Source organism: Microbacterium keratanolyticum, from assembly GCF_016907255.1.
Lineage (GTDB): Bacteria > Actinomycetota > Actinomycetes > Actinomycetales > Microbacteriaceae > Microbacterium > Microbacterium keratanolyticum.
Map to the genome: position 1 here is coordinate 2,390,059 of NZ_JAFBBQ010000001.1, position 20,794 is coordinate 2,410,852.

Consider the following 20,794-nt stretch of genomic DNA (forward strand, 5'->3'; position numbering starts at 1 on the left):
TCAGTAAACCACACCCCTTATGGGGAACATCCGTCTTCTTCTGATTGTCGTCAAAATACTTTTGACAAAGAACTAGCAAAAGTTGTCGAAGTTGTGTCAGAATCATCGACATGACAACGGACGTCACAGACACCGGCGTCGGAACGATCCGATCCGGCATCCTCGGTGGGGGCTTCATGGCTCGCGTGCACCGCGCAGCGGTGCGCAACGCGGGCGGCGAGGTCACCTCGCTCGCCACCTCCTCCCTCTCCAGCGCGGAGCGCGTTGCGCGCAGCCTCGGAGTGGAGCGCGCGCAGAGCGCGCCCGATCTGCTGGCCGATCCCGGCATCGATCTCGTCCACGTCTGCACGCCGAACGCCACACACGCGCAACTGGCGCTCGCGGCCATCGCGGCGGGCAAGCACGTCGTCTGTGAGAAGCCCCTGGCAACGACCCCTGCGGATGCCGACCTCCTTGTCGAGGCCGCTGCGCGCGAGGGCGTCGTCGGAGCCGTCCCCTTCGTCTACCGGTATCACCCTATGGTCAGAGAGGCGCGAGCCCGCGTCCTGGCGGGACAGGCCGGCGCGCTGCTCTCCCTGGACTGCGGATACCTGCAGGACTGGATGCTGCACGAGAGCGATGACGACTGGCGCGTGCAGAGCGCCACGGCCGGAGATTCTCGGGCCTTCGCGGACATCGGTTCGCACCTCTGCGACCTCATCGAGTTCGTGACCGGTGAGCGCATCATGCGCCTCACCGCTCGCACGCGCCGCGTCTTTCAGGACCGGGGCGGCAACACCGTGGACACGGAAGACATCGCAGCCGTTCTCGTGGAGATGGAGAGCGGCGCGCTCGGCAGCCTCCTTGTGTCCCAGATGGCGCCGGGGCGCAAGAACGCGCTGACACTGGAGATCCACGGCAGCCGCGAGACCCTTCGCTTCGAGCAGGAGCGTCCCGAAGAGCTCTGGCTCGGCGGACGTGAGAGTTCGGCGCTGCTGCTGCGCGACCCCGCGACGGCGAGCGCCGACTCCGCCCGTCTGCAGACCCTGCCCGCGGGGCATGCGATGGGCTACCAGGACGCGTTCAACGGCTTCATGGCGGATGTGCACGCCGCGATCGCCGGCGCGGAGCCCGAGGGCCTGCCCACCTTCGCGGACGGACGCCGTGCGGCGATCATCACGGATCTCGTGCTGCAGTCGGCGTCGACGAACTCGTGGATCGAGGTACCCGTATGAACGCGCAGATCGGTGACCTGGTGCTGCGGACGCGGGGCGTCGGCAAGTCGTTCTTCGGCGTCCGCGTGCTCTCCGACATCGACCTCGAGGTGCGGCGAGGCGAGGTGCACGGCCTGGTCGGCGAGAACGGCGCGGGCAAGTCCACCCTCATGAAGATCATCGCCGGCGTGCAGCCGGCCGACGAAGGAGTCGTGGAATACCGCGGCGAACCGGTGCGGTACTCACATCCGCGCCAGGCCATGGATGCCGGCATTGTGACGGTGTTCCAGGAGTTCACCCTTCTTCCCGAGCGGACGGTCGCACAGAACGTCTACCTCGGGCGAGAGCCCCGCCGCGGCGGATTCCTCGATCAGAAGGGCATGGTGCAGCGCACCCGCGCGCTTCTGGAGGACCTCGGTGTCTCCTTCATCGACCCGACGGCACGGGTCGGGTCGCTGACGGTCGCCGAGCAGCAGATCGTCGAGATCGTCAAGGCGCTGTCCTTCGACGCGCAGGTGATCTCGATGGACGAGCCGACCGCCGCCCTCAGTGACAACGAGGTCGAGCTTCTCTACGCGATCATCCGCCGGCTCACGGCCCGAGGCGTCGCTGTCATCTACGTCTCCCACCGTCTCAAGGAGATCTTCGACCTCTGCGATCGCATCACGATCCTGAAGGATGGCGCCCACGTCTCCACGGACAATGCCGCCGACCTCACCACCGACGAACTCGTGCGGCGAATGGTCGGACGCTCGATCCAGTCGTTCTTCCCCGATCAGGTTCCCGGAACCGAGCGCGGTGCCGCCCGTCTCGAACTGCGGGGCGGTGGCAACGACTACGTCGACGGTGTCGACCTCACCCTTCATGCCGGAGAGATCGTCGGTCTCGCGGGGCTGCAGGGCTCAGGGCGCACCGAACTTCTCGAAGCCCTCTTCGGCGTGCACGGCTTCACCCGTGGCAGCGTTCGATTGGATGGCGCACCGGTGCGCATCACCAGCCCACGGAAGGCGATCAAGGCAGGTCTCGCCCTGGTCACCGAGGACCGGAAGGCGCAGGGCCTCGCGCTCGGACAGTCCGTCCTCGACAACGCGCTGCTCGTCGTGCGCGGTGTCTTCGCCGGCCGCACGGCGAGCGCGCGGCGCGAGGTGCCCGGCATCCTGAGCACCCTCGAAGTCAGCTCCCGCAGCTCCGACCGCGAGGTGCGGTTCCTCTCCGGCGGAAACCAGCAGAAGGTCGTGCTGACCAAGTGGCTGTTGACGTCGCCGCAGATCGTGCTCTTCGATGAGCCGACTCGCGGCATCGATGTCGGAGCCAAGTACGCCGTCTACGCGCTCATGCGGCAGCTCGCCGCAGACGGGTGCGCTGTGCTCATGGTCTCCAGCGAGCTGCCGGAGGTCATCGGCATGAGCGATCGCATCCTCGTGATGCGGGACGGACGCCTGGCCGGCGAGCTCCCGGCCGGCGCGGAGGAGCACGAGATCCTCGGAGCCGCCACGGGTGCCACATCGCACACGCACACGGAAGGGGACGCGCGATGAAGCGCATCCGGATCGACTCGACGCTCATCGTCCTGGGCATTCTCGTGCTGACCCTCATCGTGGGAGCAGTCCTCGTCGCGAGTGTCGGGCGCAACTTCTTCAGCGACGGCAACATCCGCGACATCCTCACCGGGATGAGCGTGCTGGGCCTCGTCGCCATCGGTCAGACGTTCGTGATCCTCGGGGCGTCGCTGGATCTCTCGGTCACCTACGTGATCAGCCTTGCGAGCCTGCTCGCCGCGACGATCATGAACGGGCAGGCAGCGAACATCCCGCTGGCTGTCGCGATCACGCTGCTCGTCTGCGCCGGCATCGGCCTCGCCAACGGGCTCATCGTGACCGTCCTCAAGGTCAACGGCTTCATCACGACTCTCGGTGTCGGACTCATCCTGCAGGGCATCCTGAACACGAACTTCCAGGGTTCGGCCGGAAGCATCCCGTGGGAGTTCCAGCTCATCGGCGCCACCGGCGTCGGGCCGATCCCGGTATCGACGATCATCATGCTCGCTCTCGCGGCGATCATGTGGTTCCTGCTCAACCGCACCCGCACCGGCGCGCACCTCTTCGCCGTCGGAGGGGACCCCGAGACGGCTCGCCTGTCCGGTGTGCGCACCCGCCCGCCGCTGATCGCGGCACACGTGCTCAGCTCGCTGTTCGCCGGCCTCGCCGGGCTCCTGCTGGCCAGCCGCCTCGGTGTGGGGACACCGACGGTGGGGCAGCAGGGCGGCTACGACCTGCTCTCGATCGCTGCGGTCGTCCTCGGTGGCACGCTGCTGCTGGGTGGTCGTGGCTCGATCTGGGGCTCGATCGGGGGCGTCGCGATCCTTGCGGTCGTCGACAGCGTCATGAGCGTCATGCAGGTCAACCCCTTCCTCAAGGACGTCGTCCGCGGCGTCGTGATCGTCGCCGCGGTGGCCGTCTACAGCCGCCGGACCATCAGCCGCCGCAGGGCGCGCTTCGGAGCCGCCGTCCCGGCATCTGCGCCCGAAGCCAGCCCCGTCACCGCAGGAGCCCGCTCATGAACATCGTGCGCACACTCATCAGCCCCCGTGGCGCGGTCTTCCTCCTGCTTGCGGTGCTGCTCATCGCGGTCATGATCCTGAACCCGAACTTCGCGGATGCGGGGCAGCTCATGCGCTTCATCCAGCGCGTCGCCCCGGTCGCGATCGTCGCGATCGGCCAGTTCTTCGTCATCGTGTCGGGGGAGTTCGACCTCTCGCAGGGCTCACTCATCACGGCACAGGTGATCATCGCCGGCAACGTCGTGGGCCAAGACGATTCCCGCACAGTTCCCGTGCTCATCCTGATGATCGTCTTCGGACTCGTGATCGGGCTCATCAACGGTCTGCTGGTGACGCTGCTCAAAGTGCCGTCGTTCATCGTCACCCTCGGCATGATGCTTGCCCTTCTGGGCGCCGTCATGTGGTGGACCGGGGGAGCGGCCACAGGCAACCCCGCCGACAGCTTCCGCGAGATCGGACGCGGCGGCATCCGCAACGTGCCGGTGCTGGAGTTCATCCCCTGGGCGGCGATCATTCTCGCCGTCTGGCTCACGCTGGCCATCTGGATCACCCGTCGCCCGCTCGGCAAACTGCTGATGGCCACCGGAGACAACGCCCGCGCCGTCGACTTCGCCGGCGCGCGCCGGACGCGTGTGACGATCAGCGCGTTCATGATCTCCTCGGTCTCGGCCACGGTCTCCGCCGTGCTCCTCGTCGGCTACGCCGGCGTGCACCCCTCCGTGGGACGCGGATACGAGTTCGTCGCGATCACCGCCGTCGTCCTCGGTGGGGTCGTGCTCGGTGGCGGACGCGGATGGGTCGTCGCAGCCGTCGCGGGAGCCTTCGCGCTGGAGGCGCTGTTCATGCTCCTCAACATCGCCGGCGTTCCGTCGACCCTCCGCCCCGCGGTCCAGGGCGCCATCATCATCGCGGCCGTCGCCTACTCGGCCGTCGCTCTGCGCAGCCGCCGCGGCCGCGCCCCCACTTCACCCGAACAGGGAACTGCTTCACCCGACCAGGGGAAGGAGCCCGACGCGTCGCCCGACGCCATGGCTCGTACGTCTGCATCACCTGCCCTCGCCGCCGAGGGTTCCACAGAAACCAGAGGAGACTAGCAATGCGACGATCAGTGAAGATCGCCACCGCCGGGGTGGCCCTCTTCGGCCTCATCGCGCTCGCCGGGTGCACGACCGACCCGAGTGTGGCGCCGCCCACGACCGAGGAGTCCGAGGCGCCGGCCGAAACGAGCGAATGGTTCGACCAGGCGCTCTTCGACAAGCAGTTCGCTGAACGGGACGTGACGCCGCAGGGTCCTGCCGACGAACCGTACCTGCAGCACATCAACGCCGAGATGGTCGACACGAGCGGCTTCGCGAGTGCCGGCGCCAAGAAGGCCTGCTTCGCGAACGCATCGATCTCGAACCCGTGGCGCCAGACGGGCTGGATCACGATGAACCAGCAGCTGAAGGTGCTGCAGGAGGCCGGTGCGATCAGCGAGATGGAGACGCGCGACGCGCAGGACTCCGATGATACGCAGATCGCCGACATCGACTACTTCATCGCCGAGGGCAACTGCGACGTGTTCCTCATCTCGCCGAACTCCACGGCGGCGATGACGCCCGCTGTCGAGCGTGCCTGCGCCACCGGCAAGCCGGTCGTGGTCTTCGACCGCGGCGTGAACACGGACTGCCAGGTCACGTTCATCCACCCGATCGGCGGCTTCGCCTGGGGCATCGACACGGCCGAGTTCCTGATCGACAACCTGAAGGAAGGCGACAAGGTCGTGGCCCTGCGCATCCTTCCGGGCGTCGACGTTCTCGAGCACCGCTGGGCGGGCGCGAAGAAGCTGTTCGACGAGGCCGGCATCGAGGCCGTCGACTACTTCACGGGCGCTGACCCCGCAGAGATCAAGAGCATCATCAGCGATGAGCTCGCCAAGGGCGACGTCCAGGGCATCTGGATGGATGCCGGTGACGGTGCCGTCGCGGCGATCGAGGCGTTCGAGGACGCAGGCGCGGACTACCCGGTCATGACCGGTGAGGACGAGATGAGCTTCCTCCGCAAGTGGAAGGACACGGGACTCACGGGTCTTGCTCCGGTGTACTCCAACTTCCAGTGGCGCACGCCGCTGCTGGCCGCACAGATGATCTTCGCGGGCCAGGAGGTTCCGAAGGAGTGGGTGCTGCCGCAGAAGCCGATCACGAAGGATGAGCTCGACGACTACCTCGCAGCGAACGAGGGCATGCCCGACGGTCACTACGCGAAGTTCGGCGGCGAGAACCTGCCGGGCTACCCGGAGGTCTGGCAGAAGCGTCAGATTCCGTAAACCGACACTCGCTCTCACCCTCCCGTCCCGCGCCCGCGGGGTGGGAGGGTGAGAGCATCACGATGCAAGGGAGCAGGATGCTGCGCACGATCGCCGTCAACACGTGGGTGTGGACTTCACCCCTGACCGATGAGACCCTCCCCGCTCTCGCTGTGATGGCACGGGATCTCGGCTACACCGCGCTCGAGCTGCCACTGGAGGGTGTGGGGGACTGGGATCCGTCCCGGGCCCGGCGCGTGCTCGATGACCTGGGAATGGGGGCCATCCTCGTCGGAGCGATGGGGCCGGGACGATCGCTTGTCTCGCAGGCGGGCGACGTCGCGGCCACCCAGGACTACCTGCGCACCTGTGTGGATGCCGCGGAAGTTCTGGGATCGAAGATCGTGGCGGGGCCGTTTTACTCCCCGACCGGGGTGACCTGGCGGATGGACGCCGCCACGCGAGCGGCCGTGATCGCCGAACTGCGCGAAAATCTGGCACCCGTGGCCTCGTACGCGCAGAGCGCTGGCGTCACGCTCGCCGTCGAACCGCTCAACCGCTATGAGACGAGCATCCTGAACACGGTCGAGCAGGCGGTCGAGGCACTCGCGCCGCTGTTCGATGAGGGTGTGGGCCTCGCGCTGGACACGTATCACCTGAACATCGAGGAGAAGAGTCCGCCGGACGCGATCCGTCACGGCGGCTCGGCCGTCGCCCACGTGCAGGTGTGTGGCAGCGACCGCGGTGCCGTCGGCGACGACCACACCGACTGGCCTGCGATCATGCAGGCACTCGATGACATCGGCTACGACGGGATGCTCGGGTTGGAGAGCTTCACGGGGGAGAACGCGACGATCGCCGTCGCCGCGTCCGTCTGGAGGCCGCTCGCCCCGTCGCAGGATGAACTGGCCGCACGAAGCATCCGCGCGCTGCGCGCACTCGGCACGGTCCGCGAAGGGAACCACCAATGAGCACTCGCCCCGTCACCCTGTTCACCGGCCAGTGGGCCGATCTGCCCTTCGAGGAGGTGGCGCGGCTCGCCGCATCCTGGGGGTATGACGGTCTGGAGGTCGCCGCATCCGGGGATCACCTCGACCTGCGTCGCGCGGACGAGGACGACGCCTACCTCGCCTCCCGCAAGGAGATCCTCGACCGCCATGGCCTCAAGATCTTCGCGATCTCGAACCACCTCGCAGGGCAGGCGGTCTGCGATGCGCCGATCGACTTCCGCCATCAGGCGATCCTGCGCGACTACGTCTGGGGAGACGGAGACGCCGAGGGTGTGCGTCAGCGCGCTGCGGACGACATGAAGCGCGCCGCCCGCGTGGCCCGGAAGCTCGACATCGACACGGTCGTGGGATTCACTGGGTCCTCCGTCTGGCCGTACGTCGCGATGTTCCCGCCCGTGCCGGCCGACGTCATCGAGGCGGGCTTCGATGACTTCGCCGCGCGGTGGAACCCGATCCTTGACGTCTTCGACGGGGAGGGCGTGCGCTTCGCGCATGAGGTGCACCCCGGCGAGATCGCCTACGACTACTGGACGAGCGTGCGCTCGCTCGAGGCGATCGATCACCGCAAGGCTTTCGGGTTCAACTGGGACCCGTCCCACATGATGTGGCAGAACATCGACCCGGTCGGATTCATCTGGGACTTCAAGGACCGGATCTACCACGTGGACTGCAAGGACACCCGGATGCGCCCGCAGAACGGCCGCGCGGGAGTTCTGGGCTCGCATCTGCCCTGGGGTGATCCGCGACGGGGCTGGGATTTCGTCTCGACAGGGCACGGCGACGTGCCCTGGGAGGATTCCTTCCGGGCGCTGGAGGCCATCGGCTACTCCGGTCCGATCTCCATCGAGTGGGAGGACGCAGGGATGGATCGTCTGCACGGCGCCGCCCAGGCGGTGGAGTTCGTCCGCTCACTCCTGTGGCCTCTGCCCACCGCCTCCTTCGACGCGGCGTTCAGCAACCAGTAGACGGCAGGTGGCTCAGACCTCGCGCAGCCTCACCAGGCGCTCGTGCCCGGTCTCTTCGAGCTCGGCGATGTCGTCACGCGACTTCAGGAAGTCGGAGAAGGAGCGGTAGCCGAGTGCCTTCTCGCTGAATGACGGGTCCATGCGGCGGATCTGCGTCTTCACTGCGGAGCTGTGCAACCATTCGTCGGCGTCGCTCTTGTCGTGGCCGAGGCGCAGAGCGCGCTCCAGCGTCTTCGTCGCCTGCTCCTGGTCTGTCAGCGCCGGCGCATCCGACGCCGCAGCCTTCTCAGCCCTGGTCTTGGCACGTAACTGCGGCTTGGCCTTGGCTGCTTTCTCGGCCTTCGTGGGTTCCGGGCGCTCGACGCCCGGGAGTGAGTCGTAGGCTTCGAACTCGTCGCATGCGGCTGCCAGAGACTTCGCCGTGGAACCGGCCACCCCGACCCCGATGACGTAGCGGCCGAGGCGCTTGCAGCGCTGGGCGAGCGGCACGTAGTCGGAGTCGCCCGCGACGATCACGACATGCGTCAGATCGGGAAGCCGGAACATGTCCTCGACCGCGTCGACGGCGAGGCGGATGTCGGCGCCGTTCTTCGCGTACGCGGCGGCCGGGAACAGCTGCACCAGATCGACCGCACGGGCCACGAGCTGCGACCGGTAGACGGCGTTCACCGGTGAGGACCAGTCGGCGTAGGCGCGGGTCAGCACGAGCGTGCCGAACGACGAGGCGTAGTCGATGATCGCGCCCACGTCGATCGTGGCGCGGGACAGACGCTCGGCGACCTCCGCATCGTTCGGGTCGTCGGCGATCCGCTGACGGTCTTTGCCGTAGGCGTTGCGGCCGTGCACACGGTCGTACCAGGAGATGACGATGTTGTCGAAGTCCAGGTACACCGCGACGCGAGCAGACTGCGAATCGTTCATACTGCTATTCCTTCGGATAGGAGACGCCGATTTGTGTGCGGATCTCGTCGAGGCATCCCATGATGGCGACGCTTTCGGCGATCGGCAAGCGGTCGCTGTCGAGGGTACCGTCTGCGACGAAGCGCTCGGCGGCCGCCGCCTGCATCTGCATGCCGCGTCCGGCCGTTCCCGCGTCGTAGGTCTCGAGCACGGTTCCGTCGGTCGCGATGACGGTGAAAGAGGTCGGGGCATACCAGACGCGATCGATCTCGATCCGCGCCTCGGTGCCGATGATCGTGGCGGTGTTGCGTCCCGCGGCGCGTGACGAGGACAGCGTTGTGGAGACAGCGCCGCCCGCATGGGTCATGACGGTGGCGACCTCGGTGTCGGCGCCGGTTTCGCCGAGACGGCCCACCGCACGGATGGAGGTCGGAGCGCCCAGGATGTCCCACACGAAGGAGACGGGGTAGATGCCGAGATCGAGGAGTGCTCCGCCGCCCAGCTCGAGTGCATTGAGGCGGTGCGACGGGTCGGTGGGCAGGGACTGCGTGTGATCGGCGGTCACGGCGCGGATCTCGCCCAGGGTGCCTGCGGCGATGATCTCATGCACGCGGGCGATGTGCGGCAGGTAGCGCGTCCACATCGCCTCCATCACGAGCAGCCCGCGCTCCCGACCCAGATCCTGGAGCTCCTTCGCCTCTGCCTGATTGAGCGTGAACGCCTTCTCGACCAGCACGTGCTTTCCTGCGGTGAGCGCAAGGCGTGCGCCGTCGACGTGCATCGGATGCGGCGTCGAGATGTAGATGATGTCGACATCGCTGTCGGCGACGAGATCTTCGTAGCTGCCGTGCGCGTGCGCCGGATCGATGCCGAAGCGCGCAGCGAAGGCATCCGCAGACTCCTGCGTCCGGGAGCCGACCGCCACGAGGTCGTGGCCGGCGGTGCGCAGATCAGTGGCGAAGGCGGTGGCGATGCCACCGGTGGCGAGGATGCCCCAGCGAAGTCCAGTCATGACTCCAGCGTAGGGGTTGAGACAATGGTGCTCATGAGCTTCATGCCGCTGACGACGCCCCTCATCTCCGTCGACCACCTGCGCACCATGATCGACGCGAACGTTCCCCTGCATCTGTTGGACGTGCGCTATCGTCTGGGGCACACGGATGGGCACGATCTCTACCGTGCCGGGCACATTCCGGGGGCCGTCTACGTCGACCTCGACACCGAGCTCGCCGGACACGGTGAGCCGCAGGAGGGGCGACACCCGCTGCCGGCGCACGACGAGCTGCAGGCCGCAGCGCGCCGGTGGGGAATCTCAGCGGGCGACACGGTCATCGTCTACGACGATGCGCGGATGCTCCCCGCGAGCCGTGCCTGGTGGGCGCTGCACCGCACCGGGGTCGATGTGCGCGTGCTCGACGGCGGTCTCGCCGCCTGGCGCGACGCCGGCGGTGAGATCGAGACCGGCGAGGTGCTGCCTGAGCCGGGTGACGTCACCCTGAGCGAGCCCTCCGGTGACGATGTGATCAGCACCGCCGAGGCCGCGCAGTGGCCGGCCCACGGGGTGCTCCTGGATGCGCGCGCGAGCGAGCGCTATCGCGGCGAGACCGAGCCGATCGACCCGATCGCCGGTCACATCCCCGGGGCCCGCAACCTGCCCATCGCGGACCTTCTGACATCCGATGGCCACTTCCGCGACGCGGACGAGATCACCGAGGCGTTCGAGGAGCGCGGTGTCGCCGAGCGGACACGGGTGGCGGCCTACTGCGGCTCAGGGGTCACCGCTGCCCAGCTGGCACTCGCCGGAGCGATCATCGGACGCGACGTGAGTGTGTACGTCGGATCGTGGAGTGCCTGGTCGAACACGCCGGACGCGAAGATCGCGACGGGTGAGGACTCTTAGAGACCCTCGATGACCTCGCGCAGGACATCGGGGTCGTACCAGGCGATGTCGCCGCCGGCGAGGGCGTGATAGCGCTCGTGGCCCTTGCCGAGAACGACCACAGTGTCTTCGGGGCGGGCCATGCGCACAGCAGCGGCCATCGCCTCGCGGCGGTCGCCGATCTCGATGATCTCGGATGCCGATGAGCGAGCGCCGTCGATGATCATGGCGCGGATCTCAGCCGGATCGTCGTCGTAGGGGTTGTCGTCCGTGACGACGAGCACATCGGCGAACATCGCGGCGAAGCGCCCCATCATGCGTCGCTTGGAGGTGTCGCGGTTGCCGTTCGCGCCCAGCACGGCGATGAGCCGGCCCTCGGGCGACGTGGTGCGGATCGCGCGCAGCGCCGCGTTGATCGCCTCCGGCTTGTGCGCCGAGTCGACGATCGCCGTGAAGGGCTGACCGAAGTCGAAACGCTGGAGGCGTCCCTCGACGCTGGGAAGCGCCGCGATGCCCTCGACAAGCGATTCGAGGGGCTGGCCGATCTCGGCGAGACCTGCGACCGCGGCGAGGATGTTGTTGACGTTGAAGGCGCCGGTGAGCTGGGTCGTGAAACGGACGCGCTCGCCACGCGGCGACAGGACGACGAAGGCGGATCCGTCGGGGCGCAGCTCGATCTGCTCGGCGCGCCAGTCGGCCTCGTTTCCGGCCGCGGACACCGTGCGCACGGGCACTGTGGCCTGCTCGGCCATGACTCGGCCCCAGTGCGAGTCGACGTCGACGATGCCGAGGCCTGAGCGCTCGGGCGTCAGCAGGATCGCCTTCGCGGCGAAGTAGTCGGCCTGCGTGGGGTGGTAGTCGCGGTGATCGTGACCCAGGTTGAGGAAGAGCCCGACGTCGAAGGTGAAGCCCTCCACGCGGCCGAGCATGAGTGCGTGACTTGAGGCCTCGACGGCGACCGTGCCGAGGCCCTGCTCGCGCATGACGGCGAAGAGCGCCTGAAGCTCCGGGGCTTCGGGGGTCGTGAGCTTCGGGGGGAAGAAATCGTCGCCGACGGTCGTGCCGATCGACCCGATCGTGCCGGAGCGCTGCATGCCCATGGCGGCCGCGACGTAGAACGCCGTCGTCGTCTTGCCCTGCGTGCCGGTGATGCCGACCGTCTGGAGGGCGGAGGCCGGGTCACGGTACAGGTGTGCGGACGCGGGGCCGACCGCACGTCGCGGATCGCCGACCACGAGGGCCGGCAGGTCTGCGGGGAGCAGGGCCGCGCCCGCGGCATCCGTGAGCACGGCGCTCGCGCCGCCCTGGCGTGCCTTCTCTGCGAACCGTGCGCCGTGCGCGTTCTCGCCCTGCACGGCGACGAAGAGGTCGCCAGGTCGCACGTCGTCGGTCGCCATCGCGATACCGGTGAAAGCGGCGTCGGGGTGCGGGGGAGTCTGCGTCGGCTGCGCCTCTGCCGCCTCTGCGCGAAGGCGCTCAGCGACGTCGCCGAGGGTCGATCGGAAGATCTCGGTCGGTCGGGCGTCGAGGCGCGGAGTGGGGTACTGCGAAGCGGAAGGCATAGCAGCCCAAGTCTACGTGGACTACCTCGCAGATCCGACGGGAACCGGCACCAGTGCGAGGGCGTTCTCGAAGTCGGCGATGATGTCGCCCGTGTCTTCGATGCCGATCGACACGCGGATCGTGGTCGACGAGATGCCCGCTCCTGCGCGCTGCTCGGCGTTCAGATGCGAGTGCGTCATAGAGGCCGGGTGCGCGACCATCGAGCGGGCGTCGCCGATGTTGGCGATGAGGCGCACGACGCGAAGCGCGTCGATCACGCGCTCGATCTGGTCCTGGTCGGCCTGCTCATCGCCCGTGGAGACGAGGTCGATCGAGAACACCGAGGGCACGCCCCGCGGTAGGTAGCGCTGCGCGAGCGGGTGCCAGCGGTTGTCTTCCAGGCCGGGGTGGTGCACGGCAGTGACGGCCGGATGCTGCTGCAGCCGCTGTGCGACCGCGAGCGCCGATGCGCTCTGCCGAGAGACCCGCAGGTCAAGGGTCTCGATACCCTGCAGGATCTGCCACGCGTTGAACGGAGACAGAGAGGGCCCGAGGTCGTGCACGTACTTCGACTTCACCAGCGCGGCGAAGGCGAAACCCTGACCGAAACGCTCCCAGAGGACGAGTTCGCCGAAGCGGGCGTAGGCGGCGGTGAACTGCGGCCAGCGCTCGGGGTTGCGGCCGAAATCGAACGTGCCCTGGTCGATGGCGACGCCACCGAGCGAGGTGCCGTGGCCGCTCAGGAACTTCGTGGCCGAGTGCACGACGAAGTCCGCGCCGTGCTCGCCGGGGCGGATCAGGTACGGGGTGCCGACGGTGTTGTCGATCACGAGGGGGATGTCGGCGGCGTGCGCGATGTCGGCCACGGCGCGGACGTCGAGCACCTGAGCGATCGGGTTCGCGACCGACTCGGCGAAGAACGCGCGGGTGCGCGGGGTGATGGCCGCACGCCAGGCGTCGAGATCGTCCTGGTCGACGAAGGTGACGTCGATGCCGAAGTCGACGAAGGTCTCCTGCAGCAGGTCGACGGATCCGCCGTACAGCTGCGTGGCCGCGACGATGTGCCCCTGCTGCCCGGCGAGTGCGAGGAGGGTGACGGCGACGGCGGCCTGACCGGAGGCGACAGCCACTGCCGAGACGCCACCCTCAAGGGCGGTGACGCGGTCTTCCAGAACCTGCTGCGTGGGGCTGGCGTTGCGGCTGTACAGGTTGCCTGAGCGGCGCAGCGCGAACAGGTCTCGGGCCTCGCTGAGGGAGGAGAACTCGTAGGCGGCAGTCTGGTAGATCGGCGGCACGGCGCTGTTCTGCGGAAGCCCTGAGACGTAGCCGCCCTGCACCTGGCGGGTGGCGAAGTTCAGAGGCGGACAGTCAGAGGAGTCGTGCGCGGCGGTCATGCCTCCATCATCCGGCCACGGGAAGAAAGTCGGTCGGCATGTGTCGCTCTGTTGCGACGCGGGAATAGGCGTCAGGGACGCAGAATGATCTTGCCCGGCGTGTTCGCCTCGACCAGACGGTGCGCCTCGGCGGCATCCGCGAGCGGCAGCTCGGGGCCGAGCTCGACCGAGAACCTGCCGTCGGCGATCAGCGCGAGCGCACGCGGGAGGGCGTCAGCGCGCAGCTGCTCCTCTTCGTCCGTCAGCGGGTGCGGGCTGCCGCCGCTGAATGCGCGGATGCCGAAGTCGGCCGCGTCCGGACCGCGCACGATCGTGGCGATGCGCTCGCGGTCGGGGACCAGCGCGAGGGAGGCGGCAATCGCCTCATCCGTACCCGCCGCGTCGACAGCGACCGTGAACGGAGCGGGGGCGGCGTCGCGCAGCCGCTGTTCCAGGCCCTCGCCGTAGGTGACGGGGATCGCGCCCAGCGTGCGCAAGCGCTCGTGGCGCGCGAGGCTCGCCGTCGCGACGACGGTCACCCCTTCTGCCACGGCGAACTGGATGAGCGCCTGTCCTACGGCGCCGGAGCCAGCGTGCACGAGGAGCACATCATCGGGCTGCACGTTCAGCGAGCGCAGCACCTGGTAGGCCGTACCTGCGGGGATGCCGAGCGAGGCCCCCAGTGCGTCGCTCACGCCGGCGGGCAGCAGCGCCACGTCGCGAACGCCGACCGCGAGTGCGCTCGCGTAGCTGCCGAAGGTGTCGCGCACGGCGACCCGGTCGCCGACGGCGAAGCCGGTCACCCCCTCGCCGACCGCGGTGATGATGCCCGCGGCGTCGAGTCCGAGACGGTGCGGCTCATCGCTGGGCGGCAGCGGCCGCACGCCGCTGCGCACCTTCACGTCGCGCGGGTTGACCCCCACAGCGGTCAGCTGCACGACGACCTCGCCAGGACCTGCGGTGGGATCGGGGATCTCGACCAGACGCAGAACCTCCGGCGGGCCGACATGCGTGAAGACGATTGCGTGAGCCATGCCTCCAGGCTAGCTGCGCGCGAGCGACCAGGGGTCAGCGGCCGGCCAGCACCTTCTGGATGCGCTGTGGCGACACTGGCTGCGCGGTGCCGAGACGCTGGGCGAACAGGCTCACGCGGTACTCCTCCAGCAGCCACCGCACCTCGACGAGCGCGGGCGGAGCATCCGGCGGGAGCGGAATCGTTCCGCCGGCGTCGGCGAACACCTGCGCCATGCGCTCGAACTCGCTCATGCGACTGCGGTCCTTGCCGGGGGCATCGGCGAGGCTCTTGAGCCGATCCTTCATGCCCTCCAGGTAGCGGGGCAGATGGGCGAGTCGCGCGACCCCCGTCGCCGAGACGAATCCGGGATGAATCAGCCCTGCGAGCTGTGTGCGGATGTCATTCAGGGGACCGAGCAATGACAGCGAGTTCTGCGATTTGATGCCGCGCTCGACATCGCGCACGGTCGTGAGCACGCGTGCCACGAGGGAGACGGTCGCGAAGAGCTGATCCACGAGCCCCGCCGAGACGATGTCGCGGATGCGCATGAACTCGGCCTCGGTGCGGATGACGCCGCTCGGCACCTCGCTCTCGACGATGCCGCGGATCACAGCGGCACGGCAGTCCTCGATGAGCGCCGCTGCCGACGGGTAGGGGGAGGCGGCCAGGGCGAGCTTCTCTGCCGAGGTCAGGTGCCCCTGGACGTAGGTGGCGGGCGAAGGGATCGCGAGCAGGAGCAGCCGCAGGATGCCGTCGCGGGTGGCGGATGCTGCGGCCTCCGCCGTCGCCTCCACGCGCACGGCAACGGTCTTGCCCTGGTCGACCACGGCGGGGTACCCGCGGACGATACCGCCGGCGACCTTCGTGTCGAGCACCTCGGGAAGGTCGCCGAAGGTCCAGCTCGTCAGGCCGTCCTGTTCGATCGGTCCGCGTGCGGATGCGGCGGCGACGCGCTCGGCGGGTGCGGGCCCGCGCCCGGGCTTTTCGGGGCGGGCGATGGAGCGGGCCACCGAGGCGCGTGAGCGGTCGGAGAGTTCTTCCTGGAGCCTGGCGAGCTCACGGTGCGATCCCGCGATGCGCCCGCGCTCGTCGACCGCGCGGAAGTTCATCTGCAGATGGCCGGGGACGCGCTCCATATCGAAGTCGGACGCGGAGACCTTCTGATTCGCGAGCGGCTGGATGAGACGGGCGAGCGCCTCGCGCAGTGAGCGCTCAGGGATCCCGCCATGAGACTCCGGTCCGCTGCCGGTGAGCTCTGCGCCGAACTTGTCCGCCCAGTCCGCGGCGGGCACGACGTGTCGGCGGATGGCCTTGGGCAGGGCGCGCAGAAGCCCCGTGATGAGTTCCGCACGCAGCCCAGGCACCTGCCAGTCGAAGCCGGTGTCCTGGATCTGCTGCAGCAGCGGAAGCGGAATCACGACGCTCACGCCGTCATCCGGCGCGCCGGGCTCGAAGCGATAGGCGAGGCCGAGAACCTGGTCGCCCTGCGTCCAGCGCGTGGGGAAGTCGTTCTGGTCGGCGCGGTCATCGCGGTCGATCAGGTCGTCCTCGCGCATCACGAGGAGCTTGGGCGTGCGCTCCAGCGCCTCGCGCCACCACTTCTCGAAGGAGCGCACGTCGAACACCTCTGCGGGGACGCGCTCGTCGTAGAAGCGGAACACTGCCTCATCCCCGGCGAGGATGTCGCGGCGTCGCTCGCGCTCTTCGAGCTTCTCGAGGCGCCGACGCAGCTCGGTGTTGCTGCGCCAGAAGGCTGAGACGCGCTTGTCGATGCGGCTCGGATCCCATTCGCCTTCGACGAGTGCGTGGCGCAGGAACATCTCGCGGGATGCCGCGCGGTCGATCCGCGCGAACTGCACCCGGCGACGGGGGATGATCTCCAGCCCGAAGAGCGTCACCTTCTCGTAGGCGACCGCGGCACCGGCATCCTTCGACCAGTGTGGCTCCGAGATCTGACGCTTGGCGAGATCGCCCGCGAGCGGCTCTGCCCAGGCCGGGTCGATTTGCGCCACCGTGCGGGCGAAGGTGCGTGAGGTCTCGACGATCTCTGCGGCGATCACCGCGCGCGGGGCCTTCTTGCGCAGGGCGGACCCGGGGAAGATCGAGAACCGGATGCCCCGGGCGCCGCGGTACTCGGCGGCGCGGCGCTGGGCGTTCGTGACCTTCGCGCCCGCCTTGGTCTCGCGCTCGTCGAGGAGGCCGATCTGCGAGAGGAGGCCGGCGAGGAGCGCGCGGTGAATTGCGTCGGGATCGGGCTCGCCGGTAGCATGCGGAGCCTGCAGCTTGGCGCCCGACAGCAGCGAGCGCAGCTGGCGGTGCACGTCGAACCACTCGCGCACACGCACGTAATTGAGGTACTCGGCGCGGCAGAGTCGGCGGAAGGCGCTGGAGCCGAGCTCGCGCTGTTTCTCGCGCAGGTAGTTCCACAGGGCGAGCAGCGAGAGGAAGTCGCTCGTCGGGTCGGTGAAGCGCGCGTGCTGCCGGTCGGCATCCTCGCGGCGCTCCTCGGGGCGTTCGCGCACATCCTGGATCGTGAGGCCCGCGACGATCGCGAGCACGTCGCGCGTCACGATCGTGCCGCCGGGTGTCGATGGGCGGCCCGCTTCGATGAGCATGCGGGCGAAGCGCGGATCGATCGGCATGCGGGCGATGTCGCGGCCGATGCGCGTGAGTCGGGTGCCGTCGACGGCGCCGATCTCGGTCAGCAGGTCGAACGCCGCCTTCACGCCGCGAGAATCCGGCGGGGTGAGGAACGGGAAGGCAGCGAGATCGCCGAAGCCGAGAGACAGCATCTGCAGCGTCACGGATGCGAGCGACGTGCGAAGGATCTCCGGCTCGGTGAACTCCGGACGCTTCTCGAAGTCCTCCTCGCTGTAGAGGCGGATCGCGATGCCGGGGCTCGTGCGGCCCGCGCGCCCGGAGCGCTGGTTCGCCGATGCCTGCGAGATGGCTTCGATCGGCAGGCGCTGCACCTTCGAGCGCGTGCTGTAGCGCGAGATGCGGGCGGTTCCGGTGTCGATGACGTAGCGGATGCCGGGAACCGTGAGGCTCGTCTCGGCGACGTTCGTTGCGAGGATCACCCGACGGCGGATGCCGGCGACGCGACTGGTCTCGAAGACGCGATGCTGCTCGGCGGAGGAGAGACGACCGTAGAGCGGAAGCACCTCGGTGGGGGAGGCGTCCTTCGCGTATGCGCCGCGGATCGCGTCGGCGGCGTCTTTGATCTCGGCCTCGCCGGGGAAGAACACCAGGACATCGCCGCGCTCTTCTCGATCGAGTTCGCGCAGCGCCGTGACGACGGCCGAGACCTCGTCGGCGGGGTCGGCGGCGGCATCCTCGTCTTCGTCATCGACCAGCGGGCGATAGCGGATCTCGACCGGGTAGGTGCGGCCGGAGACCTCGATGATCGGCGCCGGGGTGCCGTCTGCCGCCGCGAAGTGCTTCGCGAAGCTCTCCGGGTCGATCGTGGCCGAGGTGATGATGACTTTGAGATCCGGGCGTTCCGGAAGGATGCGGGCCAGATAGCCGAGCAGGAAGTCGACATTGAGCGAGCGCTCGTGCGCCTCGTCGATGATGATCGTGTCGTAGCGGCGCAGCAGACGATCGCGGTGGATCTCGTTGAGGAGGATGCCATCGGTCATCAGGGCGATCGCCGTGGAATCCGACACCTGATCGGTGAAGCGCACCTTGTAGCCGACGAGCCCGCCGAGCTCGACGTTCAGCTCTTCTGCGACGCGCTCGGCGATCGTGCGTGCGGCGAGCCGGCGCGGCTGCGTGTGTGCGATCTTCTCTCGACCGAGTTCGAGGCAGATCTTCGGCAGCTGCGTCGTCTTGCCCGAGCCTGTGGCGCCTGCGACGATCACGACCTGGTGGTCGCGGATGGCGTCGGCGATCTCCTCCCGCGCCGCGCTGACGGGCAGCTCGGGCGGATACGTGATCACAGGCAGGGCGGAAGACATAGCCCTCCATCGTATGACGCCCGGGCGCGGCGGGCATACCGATCGTAGGATCGGCCTGTGACGACCCTCAGCCCCGCGCCCAGCCCGGCATCTCTCACCCTCGCGCAGCGCCCGGCGCACTGGTGGCGCACATTCGGGCGACCCCCGCGGCTCATGGGTCTTGATGTGGCGCGTGGCCTCGCGATCCTCGGGATGGTGGGCGCGCACATCGGTGGCGTCGGCGACCTGGTGATCTTCGACGCGAGCACCTGGGCGGGGATCGTGCACGGGCGCCCTTCGATCCTCTTCGCCGTGCTGGCGGGCGTGTCCATCGCGCTGATGACCGGTCGCACGCAGCCGCCGTCCGTCGACGCGCTGCCGCGCATTCGCCTGCAGCTCGTCGGTCGCGGCGCGGTGATCTTTCTGATCGGACTGTTCCTGGAGCTTCTGCACTCACCGGTCGCGGTCATCCTCACCCTTTACGGTCTGCTCTACGTCGTGGCGATCCCTTTTCTGCGCTGGCGCATCCGAAGTCTGCTTCTTTTGGCGGGCGCGCTCGCACTCATCGGACCCGCCCTGCTGGCGGGTCTGCACGCGCTCATGCTCGTGCCGACGGGCCCCGGGCTCGGTCTCACCCTCTACGGGATGTACCCGCTGACCGTCTGGGCGACGCTGATGTTCGCAGGGCTCGCCCTGGGGCGGATGCCGCTGGGACGCGCGCGCGTCCAGGTCGGATGTCTGGTCTCGGGGGCACTGCTCGCGATTGCCGGCGGCGTGCTCGGCGCGTGGGGGCACGCGGCGGCCGCGGAGATCGGCTGGATGACGGAGCCCTCCGGCATCACGACGACCTGGGAGGACTACGGAGAGCGCCTCGCGTCGCTGGATCCGTGGTCGATGGTGATCGGTGCGATCACAGCGGGTGCTCCGCACTCGGCGGGTACCGCAGAGATCATCGGCTCCGGGGGATTCGCGATTCTTGTCATCGGAGCCTGCCTTCTGATCAGCGGACCACTGCGGTGGGTCCTGCTCCCACTCGCCGCGCTCGGGTCGATGCCGCTGACGGCCTACACCGCGCACGTCATCTCGATCGTGGTGGTCGGCAGCCCCGGCGGGTTCCCCGTCGATCCGGCGTTCTGGGGAGCGACGACGGTGGCTCTGCTGGTCGGGGCGACGGCATGGTCGATGTTCGTCGGACGAGGTCCTCTCGAGCGTCTCACCGGGGCAGCGGCTCAGGCCATGGCAGGACGAAGCCATTGACCGGGCCCAACGGCATGCAGCCGTCATAGGCTGATGTCATGACGATTCCTACGGTTGAACTCAATGACGGTCACCTCATCCCGCAGCTGGGCTACGGAGTCTTCAAGGTTCCGGCCGCCGACGCCGAGCGCGCGGTGAGCGACGCGCTGGAGGTGGGCTACCGTCACATCGACACGGCGGCGATCTACGGCAACGAAGAGGGCGTCGGTGCGGCCATCGCGAAGAGCGGCATCGCGCGCGACGAGCTGTTCATCACGACGAAGCTGTGGAACGACCGTCACGACGGCGACGACCCGCATGCGGCGATCGCAGAGAGCCTCGAGAAGCTGGGCCTCGAGCAGGTCGACCTCTACCTCGTGCACTGGCCGACGCCCGCCAACGACAACTACCTCAACGCCTGGCAGAAGCTCATCGAGATCCGCGACGCTGGCCAGGCCCGCAGTATCGGCGTCTCGAACTTCCTCGTGCCGCACCTGGAGCGCATCATCATCGAGACCGGCGTGACGCCGGCAGTCAACCAGATCGAGCTGCACCCGGCATACGCGCAGCACGAGACGGTCGAGTATGCGACCTCGCGGGGCATCCGCATCGAGTCCTGGGGGCCGCTCGGCCAGGGCAAGTACGACCTGTTCTCCGTCCCCGCCGTTGCCGAGGCGGCGGAGGCCACGGGCAAGACGCCCGCGCAGGTCGTCCTGCGCTGGCACCTGCAAAAGGGCTTCATCGTCTTCCCGAAGTCGGTGCGCATCGAGCGTCTGCGCGAGAACCTCGACGTCTTCGACTTCACTCTCAGCGATGCGCAGATGGCGGCGATCGATGAGATCGACCCGGGTGACGGCTCGGGTCGTGTCGGCACGCACCCGAACGATCTGAACTAGTGC

16 protein-coding genes are annotated in these 20,794 nt (G+C 68.4%); 10 read left to right on the plus strand and 6 right to left on the minus strand.

From position 1 onward, the window contains the following. Positions 1-110 precede the first annotated feature (110 nt). The 7 genes from JOD62_RS11540 (at position 111) to JOD62_RS11570 (ending at position 8,012) form a co-directional block, all read left to right on the plus strand. The gene (locus JOD62_RS11540) at positions 111-1,214 is read left to right on the plus strand and encodes a Gfo/Idh/MocA family protein (protein WP_204939419.1); all 1,104 of its coding nucleotides are present in this window, start codon (positions 111-113) and stop codon (positions 1,212-1,214) included. Beyond that, positions 1,211-2,731, plus strand: coding sequence for a sugar ABC transporter ATP-binding protein (locus JOD62_RS11545; RefSeq protein WP_204939420.1), 1,521 nt, complete (start codon positions 1,211-1,213; stop codon positions 2,729-2,731). The genes JOD62_RS11540 and JOD62_RS11545 overlap by 4 nt, the downstream gene beginning before the upstream one ends. Beyond that, positions 2,728-3,753, plus strand: coding sequence for an ABC transporter permease (locus tag JOD62_RS11550; RefSeq protein WP_204939421.1), 1,026 nt, complete (start codon positions 2,728-2,730; stop codon positions 3,751-3,753). Before JOD62_RS11545 ends, JOD62_RS11550 begins: the two co-directional genes overlap by 4 nt. Then, complete coding sequence (locus JOD62_RS11555; RefSeq protein WP_204939422.1) at positions 3,750-4,847, plus strand: ABC transporter permease; 1,098 nt, start codon at positions 3,750-3,752, stop codon at positions 4,845-4,847. Before JOD62_RS11550 ends, JOD62_RS11555 begins: the two co-directional genes overlap by 4 nt. A gap of 2 nt (positions 4,848-4,849) precedes the next feature. Beyond that, entirely contained in the window at positions 4,850-6,058 is a 1,209-nt protein-coding gene (locus JOD62_RS11560; RefSeq protein ID WP_204939423.1) for a substrate-binding domain-containing protein, read from the plus strand. Positions 6,059-6,135: 77 nt separating this feature from the next. Next, positions 6,136-7,008: a sugar phosphate isomerase/epimerase family protein gene (locus JOD62_RS11565; RefSeq protein ID WP_204939424.1), complete on the plus strand. Its 873-nt coding sequence runs from the start codon at positions 6,136-6,138 to the stop codon at positions 7,006-7,008. After that, entirely contained in the window at positions 7,005-8,012 is a 1,008-nt protein-coding gene (locus tag JOD62_RS11570; protein ID WP_204939425.1) for a sugar phosphate isomerase/epimerase family protein, read from the plus strand. Before JOD62_RS11565 ends, JOD62_RS11570 begins: the two co-directional genes overlap by 4 nt. Before the next feature lie 12 nt (positions 8,013-8,024). On the opposite strand, the gene JOD62_RS11575 is transcribed toward JOD62_RS11570, so the two are convergent. After that, positions 8,025-8,933, minus strand: a complete 909-nt coding sequence (locus JOD62_RS11575) for an NYN domain-containing protein (RefSeq protein ID WP_204939426.1) — start codon at positions 8,931-8,933, stop codon at positions 8,025-8,027. 4 nt (positions 8,934-8,937) lie between these two features. Next, positions 8,938-9,924 (minus strand): Gfo/Idh/MocA family protein, encoded by a 987-nt coding sequence (locus tag JOD62_RS11580; protein WP_204939427.1) that lies wholly within the window; start codon positions 9,922-9,924, stop codon positions 8,938-8,940. 33 nt (positions 9,925-9,957) lie between these two features. Here JOD62_RS11580 and JOD62_RS11585 point away from each other — a divergent pair, with 33 nt between their 5' ends. After that, entirely contained in the window at positions 9,958-10,812 is an 855-nt protein-coding gene (locus JOD62_RS11585) for a sulfurtransferase (protein ID WP_239526661.1), read from the plus strand. On the opposite strand, the gene JOD62_RS11590 is transcribed toward JOD62_RS11585, so the two are convergent. From JOD62_RS11590 to hrpA, 4 genes are all read right to left on the minus strand, one after another. After that, a complete protein-coding gene (locus tag JOD62_RS11590) occupies positions 10,809-12,353 on the minus strand; it encodes a UDP-N-acetylmuramoyl-L-alanyl-D-glutamate--2,6-diaminopimelate ligase (protein WP_204939429.1) in 1,545 nt (514 codons plus the stop codon). The genes JOD62_RS11585 and JOD62_RS11590 overlap by 4 nt on opposite strands. 21 nt (positions 12,354-12,374) lie before the next feature. Further along, positions 12,375-13,727, minus strand: coding sequence for an O-acetylhomoserine aminocarboxypropyltransferase/cysteine synthase family protein (locus JOD62_RS11595; protein ID WP_204939430.1), 1,353 nt, complete (start codon positions 13,725-13,727; stop codon positions 12,375-12,377). Between the two features lie 71 nt (positions 13,728-13,798). Then, entirely contained in the window at positions 13,799-14,740 is a 942-nt protein-coding gene (locus JOD62_RS11600) for a quinone oxidoreductase family protein (protein WP_204939431.1), read from the minus strand. A 34-nt stretch (positions 14,741-14,774) separates the two neighbouring features. Next, complete coding sequence (gene hrpA / locus JOD62_RS11605) at positions 14,775-18,680, minus strand: ATP-dependent RNA helicase HrpA (protein ID WP_204939432.1); 3,906 nt, start codon at positions 18,678-18,680, stop codon at positions 14,775-14,777. A gap of 57 nt (positions 18,681-18,737) precedes the next feature. On the opposite strand from hrpA, the gene JOD62_RS11610 reads away from it, so the two are divergent. Both JOD62_RS11610 and JOD62_RS11615 read left to right on the plus strand, forming a co-directional pair. Beyond that, positions 18,738-19,916 carry a heparan-alpha-glucosaminide N-acetyltransferase domain-containing protein gene (locus JOD62_RS11610; protein WP_271171522.1) on the plus strand — a complete coding sequence of 393 codons (1,179 nt, stop codon included), beginning with the start codon at positions 18,738-18,740 and terminating at the stop codon, positions 19,914-19,916. Positions 19,917-19,954: 38 nt separating this feature from the next. Beyond that, positions 19,955-20,791: an aldo/keto reductase gene (locus JOD62_RS11615; RefSeq protein ID WP_204939433.1), complete on the plus strand. Its 837-nt coding sequence runs from the start codon at positions 19,955-19,957 to the stop codon at positions 20,789-20,791. Positions 20,792-20,794 lie beyond the last annotated feature (3 nt).

Excerpts from the sequence above, each read along its gene's own strand:
- JOD62_RS11600 (WP_204939431.1), bottom strand. The coding sequence starts at position 14,740 with ATGGCTCACGCAATCGTCTTCACGCATGTCGGCCCGCCGGAGGTTCTG.
- JOD62_RS11585 (WP_239526661.1), top strand. The coding sequence starts at position 9,958 with ATGAGCTTCATGCCGCTGACGACGCCCCTCATCTCCGTCGACCACCTG.
- JOD62_RS11595 (WP_204939430.1), bottom strand. The coding sequence starts at position 13,727 with ATGACCGCCGCGCACGACTCCTCTGACTGTCCGCCTCTGAACTTCGCC.
- JOD62_RS11540 (WP_204939419.1), top strand. The coding sequence starts at position 111 with ATGACAACGGACGTCACAGACACCGGCGTCGGAACGATCCGATCCGGC.
- JOD62_RS11580 (WP_204939427.1), bottom strand. The coding sequence starts at position 9,924 with ATGACTGGACTTCGCTGGGGCATCCTCGCCACCGGTGGCATCGCCACC.
- hrpA (WP_204939432.1), bottom strand. The coding sequence starts at position 18,680 with ATGTCTTCCGCCCTGCCTGTGATCACGTATCCGCCCGAGCTGCCCGTC.
- JOD62_RS11565 (WP_204939424.1), top strand. The coding sequence starts at position 6,136 with ATGCTGCGCACGATCGCCGTCAACACGTGGGTGTGGACTTCACCCCTG.
- JOD62_RS11590 (WP_204939429.1), bottom strand. The coding sequence starts at position 12,353 with ATGCCTTCCGCTTCGCAGTACCCCACTCCGCGCCTCGACGCCCGACCG.
- JOD62_RS11555 (WP_204939422.1), top strand. The coding sequence starts at position 3,750 with ATGAACATCGTGCGCACACTCATCAGCCCCCGTGGCGCGGTCTTCCTC.
- JOD62_RS11545 (WP_204939420.1), top strand. The coding sequence starts at position 1,211 with ATGAACGCGCAGATCGGTGACCTGGTGCTGCGGACGCGGGGCGTCGGC.
- JOD62_RS11615 (WP_204939433.1), top strand. The coding sequence starts at position 19,955 with ATGACGATTCCTACGGTTGAACTCAATGACGGTCACCTCATCCCGCAG.
- JOD62_RS11570 (WP_204939425.1), top strand. The coding sequence starts at position 7,005 with ATGAGCACTCGCCCCGTCACCCTGTTCACCGGCCAGTGGGCCGATCTG.
- JOD62_RS11560 (WP_204939423.1), top strand. The coding sequence starts at position 4,850 with ATGCGACGATCAGTGAAGATCGCCACCGCCGGGGTGGCCCTCTTCGGC.
- JOD62_RS11550 (WP_204939421.1), top strand. The coding sequence starts at position 2,728 with ATGAAGCGCATCCGGATCGACTCGACGCTCATCGTCCTGGGCATTCTC.
- JOD62_RS11575 (WP_204939426.1), bottom strand. The coding sequence starts at position 8,933 with ATGAACGATTCGCAGTCTGCTCGCGTCGCGGTGTACCTGGACTTCGAC.